At 74.2% G+C, this 8,373-nt stretch carries 1 protein-coding gene; it reads right to left on the minus strand.

The features are described 5' to 3' along the window. Window positions 1-9 precede the first annotated feature (9 nt). Complete coding sequence (locus ACFC1F_RS41795) at window positions 10-8,373, minus strand: amino acid adenylation domain-containing protein (RefSeq protein WP_376166877.1); 8,364 nt, start codon at window positions 8,371-8,373, stop codon at window positions 10-12.

Raw genomic sequence — 8,373 nt, forward strand, 5'->3', positions numbered from 1 at the left:
CTAAGCACCCTACATCGCCTCACCACCCACCACCCACCGCATCGCACCCACAGCCCACGACACATAGTTCGCCAACCCGCCGTGCGTGACCGCCACACCCTTCGGACGCCCCGTCGAACCCGACGTATAGATCACATAGGCGAGCTGATCCGCGCCGACCGTGACACCCGGCGCAGTGGCCGACAACCCCGACACCGCGGCCACCAGGGCCGGTTCGTCGACGGCGATGGTGCGGATCCGGGCGAGCGGGAGTTCGTCGAGGAGTTCCTCCGTGCCGATCAGGACGGCTGCCCTGCTGTCGGTGAGCATGTAGGTGAGCCGCTCGGCCGGGTGCTCGGGGTCGAGCGGTACGTACGCCGCGCCGGCCTTCCAGGTCGCGAGGATCGCCACGATCATCTCGATGCTCCGCGGCAGGCAGAGGCCGACCAGCGACTCCGCGCCCACCCCCTGGGCCACCAGGTAGTGCGCCAGCCGGTTCGCCCGCGCGTCCAGCTCCGCGAAGGACACGTCGACCCCGTCGCACGACACCGCGACGGCATCCGGCACCCGCGCCACCTGCGCCTCGAACAGGCCGGGCACCAGGCCGCCCGGCAGCTCGACCGCCGTCGCGTTCCACTCCTCCAGCACCAGGGCACGCTCCCGCGCGTCCAGCACCCCCACCGCGGACAACCGCGTGTCCGGGGCCTCCTCCAACGCCGAGACCAGGTTGGCCAGCGCCGTCTGCACCAGGACGCCGACCCGCGCGGGGTCGGCCGGAGCCGCGGCCTCGATGGTCAGCCCGAACTCGGTGCCTTCGTCGACGGTCACGTTGAGCGGGTAGTTCGACCGCTCGCGGGAGTACAGCGTGCCGATGCCCTGCAGACCGGTGCGGGTCTGTTCCCCGGTGGCCTGCCGGTGGCGGTAGTTGAAGATGGCGGCGAGCAGCGGGCTGCCGCCGGGAAGGCCGCTGGCCTGCTGCGCCAGGGCGAGCGGGGCGTGTTCGTGCACGAGCAGCTCGGCCAGCTGGTCCCGCATGGCGACCAGGGCGTCGGCCACCGAGGCGTCCCCGATCCGCACGCGCATGGGCAGGGTGTTGAGGAAGAGGCCCGGGACGCGGTCGGAGCCGGCGCCGGAGTTCATCCGGCCGAACAGCACCGTGCCGAAGACCACGTCGTCCCGGCCCGAGACGGTTGCCAGCACCCGCGCCCACGCCAGGTGGAAGATGGTGGCCGGGCTCACGCCGAGCCGGCGTGCCAGGGCCCGCAGGCGGACGGCCAGGTCACTGTCGACGACCGTGAGTTCGCGCCGCCCGTCGCTGCCGTCGCCGTGCACGTCCAGGGAGCCGAAGGGCGCGGTGGGTTCGGTGACGTCGCCGAGGAGGGCGGCGAAGTAGCGTTCGTGCTCCTCCCGCGGCACACCGAGCCGGGCCTGTGCGACGAAGTTGCGGAAGGGCAGCGGCTCGGGCAGGGCGTCGCCGTTGCCGGAGAGCAGGGCGGCGAGTTCCGCGAGCAGGACCTCCATCGTGGTGTGGTCCTGGATCAGGTGGTGGAAGCGGACCGTGGCCAGCCAACGGCCGGTGCCCGGTTCGGCGGCGGTCTGCACGTCCATCAGCGGCGCGCGGCGCAGGTCCATCCAGGACTCGCCGGCGGCGACCAGCTGGTCGACCGGGGCCGGGCCGTCCGGGTCGAGCGTCGTCTCGCGGACCGGCAGGCCGGCGTGGCGCAGCACCACCTGGACCGGCTCGCGCAGGCCCTCCCAGACGATGGCGGTGCGGTAGATGTCGTGCCGGTCCACCACCTGCTGGAGTGCGGCGAGGAAGGCGTCCAGGCGCTCGCGCGAGTCGAAGGCGAGGACGGTGGGGGCGACGTAGACGTCGGCGGCCGCGCCGTTCTCCCTGGCCATCAGGTGGTGGAAGAAGAGCCCCTCCTGGAGCGGTGCGAGCGGGTAGACGTCCGCGATGTTGGGTGCGCCACCGGGTGCCTGGGCCACCAGCCGTGCCACCTCGGTCTCGTCGAGGTCCACCAGGGGCAGCATCGCCGGGGTGAGGTGGGTGGCGCCGGCCGGGATCAGGTTCGGCGGCACCGGCACCTGGTCGGGTCCGGCCTCGACGGCCAGGCCTGCGGGTGTCGGGGTCTGGAACAGCGCCTTGACGGAGACCGACACCCCGCGGGTGCGCAGGTGTTCCACCAGGGAGACCGCGAGCAGGGAGTGGCCGCCGAGGGTGAAGAAGTCGTCGTCGACACCGACCCGCTCCAGGCCGAGGACCTCCGCGAAGGCCTCGCAGAGCACCTCCTCCTGCACGGTGGCCGGGGCCCGGCCGGTCCCGGCGGCGGCGTGGTCGGGGGCGGGCAGCGCCTTGCGGTCCAGCTTCCCGTTGACGGTCAGCGGCAGCGCGTCGAGGACGACCACCGCCGACGGCACCAGGTACGCGGGGAGCCGGTCGGCCGCGAACTCCCGCACGAGAGCGGCGAGTTCTCCACCGTTCTGGCTCACCTCGGGGACGGCGTAGGCGACCAGGCGCTTGTCACCCGGCGTGTCCTCCCGGACGACCACGGCGATCTGCGCCACCCCCGGCGCCGCACCGAGCGCCTGCCGCACCTCACCCGGCTCGACCCGGAACCCGCGGATCTTCACCTGCTCATCCGCCCGGCCGAGGTACTCCAGCTCGCCAACTGTCGTCCAGCGCGCCACATCCCCGGTGCGGTACATCCGCTCACCCGCCGCGGCGAACGGGCAGGCCACGAAACGCTCCGCCGTCAGACCCGGCCGACGCACATAACCACGCGCCAACCCGGCCCCCGCCACATACACCTCGCCCGCCACCCCCGGCGGCACCGGCCGCAACCACCCGTCCAGCACGAACACCCGCACGCCGGAAATCGGACCCCCCACACCCGGCACCTCCCCCACCGCCAACGGCGCCGACATCGTCGCGCACACCGTCACCTCCGTCGGCCCGTACGCATTCACCAGACGCCGACCCGACGCCCACCGCGACACCAACTCCCCGCCCAACGCCTCACCCGCCGACACCAACGTCCGCACCGACGGCAAAGCCCCCGCATCCAGCACCCCCAACACCGCCGGCGGCAACGTCACATGCGTCACCCCCAACCGCGCCACCAACTCCACCAGACCACCACCCGGCAGCAACTCCCCCGAACCCCCCACCACCAGACACGCCCCGGACGACAACGCCACCACCACGTCCGACACCGCCGCATCGAAACTCACCGACGCGAACTGCAACAACCGGCTGCCGGACTCCACCCCGAACCGCTCCACCTGCGCCGCCGCCAACGACGCCAACCCCGCATGCGAAACCCCCACCCCCTTCGGACGACCCGTCGACCCCGACGTGTAGATCACATACGCCAACCGCGACACCACCGACCCCACACCCGGACCCACCACCGGCCGAGCCGCCAGGACGGCGGCCGTCATCGGCGCGTCCAGGGCGACCAGGCGCATCCGGCCGGCCGGCAGCTCGTCGAGGATCTCCTCGGTGGTCAGGGTCAGCGCGGCGCCGCTGTCACGCAGCATGTAGGAGATCCGCTCCGCCGGGTACTCCGGGTCCAGCGGCAGGTACGCCGCCCCGGCCTTCCACACCCCCAGGATCGCCGCGATCAGGTCCACACCCCGCGGCAGACACAGACCCACCACCGACTCCGGACCCACCCCCTGGCCGACCAGGTAGTGCGCCAGCCGGTTCGCCCGCGCGTCGAGGTCCGCGTACGACACCTCGAACCCGTCCCCCGCAACCGCCGGCGCCTGCGGCGTCCGCACCACCTGCGCCTCGAACAACCGCTCCGCCGTCACCTGCGGAACACCCGCACCCGTGTCGTTCCACTCCACCAGCACCCGACGCCGCTCGGCCGCGTCCAGCACCTCCACCGACGCCAACCGCACCTGCGGGTCCTCGACCACGGCCCGCACCACGCGGACCAGCCGGTCGGTGAGCCGCCGGACCGTCCCCGGGTCGAAGAGGTCCGTGGTGCCGGCGAGCCCGCCGCGGATGCCCGCCGGGGCGCCGTGCTCGTCGAAGGTCTCGCCCACCATGAGTTCGAGGTCGTTCCGGGCCACCGGCGTGCCCGCGTCGGCCATGCCGACCCGCACGCCGGGCAGGTCCAGGGCGGGTTCGCCGCCACCCACGACCGAGCCGGTGTTCTGCAGCGTCAGGACGACCTGGTGCAGGGGGTTGCGGCCCAGCGAACGGGTGGGCGCCAGGGCCTCGACCAGTCGCTCGAAGGGCACGTCCTGGTGGGCGTAGGCGCCGAGTCCGGTCTCACGCAGGCGTCCGAGCACCTCGGTGAAGGTGGGGTTCCCGGACAGGTCGGTGCGGATCACCAGGGTGTTGACGAAGAAGCCGACCAGGTCGTCCAGCGCCTCGTCCGTCCGCCCGGCGGTGGCCGAGCCGATCGGAATGTCGGTGCCGGCGCCGAGGCGGCTGAGGGTCACCGCGAGGGCGGCCTGGAGCACCATGAACATGGTCACGCCCTGCGCCCGGGCCAGCTCCGCCAGGCCCTGGTGAAGCGCCGCGGGGATCTCCAGCTCCTCGGCGTGCGCGCGGTGGGAGGACACTGCCGGGCGGGGCCGGTCCCCCGGCAGGGCCAGCTCCTCCGGGATGCCGGCCAGCGCCTCGCGCCAGTAGGCGATCTGGCGGGCGGCCAGGCTCGCCGGGTCCTGTTCGTCCCCGAGCAGCTCGCGCTGCCACAGGGCGTAGTCGGCGTACTGGACCGGCAGCGGCGCCCAGTCGGGGGCCCGGCCCTCCAACCGGGCCGCATAGGCCGCGGAGAGGTCGCGGGCCAGCGGCGCGGTCGACCAGCCGTCGGTGGCGATGTGGTGGACGAGCAGCAGCAGGACGTGCTCCTCCGGGCCCAGCACGAACAGCTGTGCCCGCAGCGGGATCTCCGCGGCCAGGTCGAAGGCGTGACCGGCGGCCGCACCCAGTGCGGTGTCCAGGCCCTGCCGGGTCACCTCGGTGACGGTCAGCTCGAAGCCCGTCCCGTCGGCCGGCAGGACCAGCTGGCGGGGCTCCCCGTCCGTGGCCTCGAACACGGTGCGCAGCACCTCGTGGCGCCCGAGGACGTCACGCAGGGCGGCGGCGAGCGCCTCCCGGTCCAGCGCACCGCTCAGACGCAGCGCCGTCGGCGTGTTGTAGGTGGCGCTCGGCCCCTCCAGCTCGCCCAGGAACCAGAGCCGGCGCTGGGCGAAGGAGAGCGGCACCCGCTCGGGGCGGGCCGCGGCGGTCAGCGCGAGCCGGCCCTCGGCGGCCCGGTCCAGCCAGACGGCGACGGCGGCCGGTGTCGGCCCCTCGAAGAGCACCCGCAGGGGCAGCTCCACGCCGAGGACCGTCCGGACGCGGCTGGCCAGGCGCATCGCAAGGAGGGAGTGCCCGCCGAGGGCGAAGAAGTCGTCCTCCACCCCGACCGCGGGCAGGCCCAGGACCTCGGCGAACGCCTGGCAGAGCAGCTCCTCCCGCGCGTCCGCCGGCCCGCGGCCCACGCCGGCCGCGTACGCGGGGGCGGGCAGCGCCTTGCGGTCCAGCTTCCCGTTCACCGTCAGCGGCAGCACGTCCAGCACCACCACCGCCGACGGCACCAGGTACGCGGGAAGCCGGTCGGCCGCGAACTCCCTGACGAGAGCGGCGAGTTCTCCACCGTCCTGGCCCACCTCGGGCACCACGTAGGCGACCAGGCGCTTGTCACCGGGGGCGTCCTCGCGGGCGACGACGGCCGCCTGCGCGACCAGCGGGTGCTCCGCGACGACGGCCCGGACCTCACCGGGCTCGATCCGGAACCCGCGGATCTTCACCTGGTCGTCGGCCCGGCCGAGGTACTCCAACTCACCGGCCGCCGACCAGCGGACCAGGTCTCCGGTGCGGTACATCCGCTCACCCGCCGCGGCGAACGGGCAGGCCACGAAGCGCTCCGCGGTCAGACCCGGCCGACGGACGTAGCCGCGGGCCAGCCCGGCCCCGGCGATGTACAGCTCACCGGCGGCGCCGGCCGGCACCGGCATCAGGTGCTCGTCGAGCACGTACACCCGGGCGCCGTCGATCGGTGTGCCGATCGCCACCCCGTCCGCGTCCGCGCGGCAGCGCCACACCGTGGCGTCGATGGCGGTCTCGGTCGGGCCGTAGCTGTTGAACAGCGTGCGCCCGGCCGCCCAGCGGCGGGCGACCTCGGGCGCGAGGGCCTCGCCGCCCACGTTGAGGACGACACCGGCCCCGAGCACGGCGGGCTCCAGTCCCGCCAGTACCGCCGGCGGCAGGTCCACGTGGGTCGCCCCTTGAGCGGACAGGAACGCCACCAGGTCGGCGCCGAGACGACGGTCCTCCGGCACGACCACCAGGGCGGCCCCGGAGGTCAGTGCGATCGCCCACTCCAGGCAGAAGACGTCGAAGCTCACCGAGGCGAACTGGCTGACCCGCGAGTCCGGCCCCACCCCGAGGCGGTCGCGCGCCGACGCCACGGTGTTGGCGAAGGCGGCGTGCGGGACCACGACCCCCTTCGGCCGGCCCGTCGAGCCCGAGGTGTAGATCAGGTAGGCCGGATGGCCGGGCGCGGGCACGGTCCGCTCACCCGCGCCGAGGGCGTCCGCCGCCAGACCCGCCAGCGCCCCGACCGTCTGCGGCGCGTCCAGGAGCACCACCGGCGGCACGGCCGACGCGGGCAGTTCCGGGGCCGACGCCGCCGAGGTGAGGAGCAGCGCCGGGGCCGCGTCGTCCAGCATGTGCGCGATGCGCTCCGCCGGGTAGGCCGGGTCGACCGGAAGATACGCGGCCCCCGTCTTGAGAACGCCGAGGACGGCGGTCATCAGCCCGACACCGCGGTCCAGCGCCACCGCCACCACCGACTCCGGGCCCACCCCCTGACCCGTCAGGTACCGGGCCAGGCGGTTCGACCGGGCATCGAGCTCGGCGTAGGAGACCTCGTCCCCGTCCGCCACCACCGCGACCGCCTCCGGACTGCGGGCGGCCTGCGCCTCGAACCGCCCGGCCACCGGTTCGGCCGTCGTGCCGTCGGCGGTGCTCTGCGCGCCGCGCGCGCCCGGGGCGTTCCAGGCCACGAGCATGCGCTCCCGCTCGGCCCCGTCGAGCACGGCGACCGCGGCCAGGCGGGTGGCCGGGGCGGTCTCCAACGCGGACAGCAGGTTGTCCAGGCAGGTCCGGACGAGGGCGCACACCTGGGCCGGGTCGACCGCCCCGACCGCGTCGACGCTCACCACGAACGCGGCACCGGTGTCGTCGACGGACAGGCTCAGCGGGTAGTTGGTGGCGTCCCGGGTGGTCAGCAGGGTGATGCCCGCGAGCGCGTCGTCGGTGGACTCCCGGCCCACGACCTGGCTGTGCCGGAAGTTGAAGAGCGAGGTGAACAGCGGGCTGCCGCCGGGCACCCCGCTGGCCTGCTGCGCCAGGGCGAGCGGGGCGTGCTCGTGCACCAGCAGCTCGGCCAGCTGGTCCCGCATCCCGGACAGCGCCTCGCCCACGCCGGCCGCGCCGACGCGGACCCGGACCGGCAGGGTGTTGAGGAACAGGCCGGGCACCCGGTCGGAGCCGGCGCCGGCGTTCATCCGGCCGAACAACACCGTGCCGAAGACGACGTCGTCGCGTCCGCTGACCGCCGCCAGCACCCGTGCCCACGCCAGGTGGAACACCGTCGCCGCGCTCACCCCGTGGCGGCGCGCCGCCTCCCGCACCCGGTCGGACAGCGCGCCGTCCACCTCGGTGTGCGCCAGGGCCACGCCGTGGCCGTCCTCCTGCGCGTCCAGCAGGCCGAACGGCGCCGTGGTCTCGGTGACGTCGCCGAGCAGGCCGGCGAAGAACCGCTCGTGCTCCTCGTCGGGCAGGCCGAGGCGGGCCTGCGCCACGAACTCGCGGAACGGCAGCGGAGCGGGCAGCGACCCGCCCCTCCCGGCCAGGAACGCGGCCAGCTCGCCCATCACCACGTCCATCGTGGTGTGGTCCTGCACGAGGTGGTGAATGCGCAGCACGGCGGTCCACCCCCGGCCACCGGACTCGGGGGCGACGTACGCGCGGATCAGCGGTGCGTGGGTCAGGTCCATCGGCGACCCGCTGACGGCCATCAGGTACTCGACGGCATCGGTGCCGGGCGCCGGTGCCGCCACCTCCCGGACGGGAAGCTGCGCGTTGCGGAGGACCACCTGGACGGGCTCGCGCAGCCCGTCCCAGACGATGGCGGTGCGGTAGATGTCATGCCGGTCCACGACCTGCTGGAGGGCGGCGAGGAAGGCGTCCAGGCGCTCGCGCGAGTCGAACCCGAGGACGAAGGGCACCGCGTAGACGTCCTCGTCCACGCCGTCGCGGCCGGCGAGCAGGTGGTGGAAGAAGAGGCCTTCCTGGAGGGGGGCGAGGGGGTAGACGTCCGCGAT

Source organism: Kitasatospora sp. NPDC056181 (assembly GCF_042266225.1).
GTDB lineage: Bacteria > Actinomycetota > Actinomycetes > Streptomycetales > Streptomycetaceae > Kitasatospora.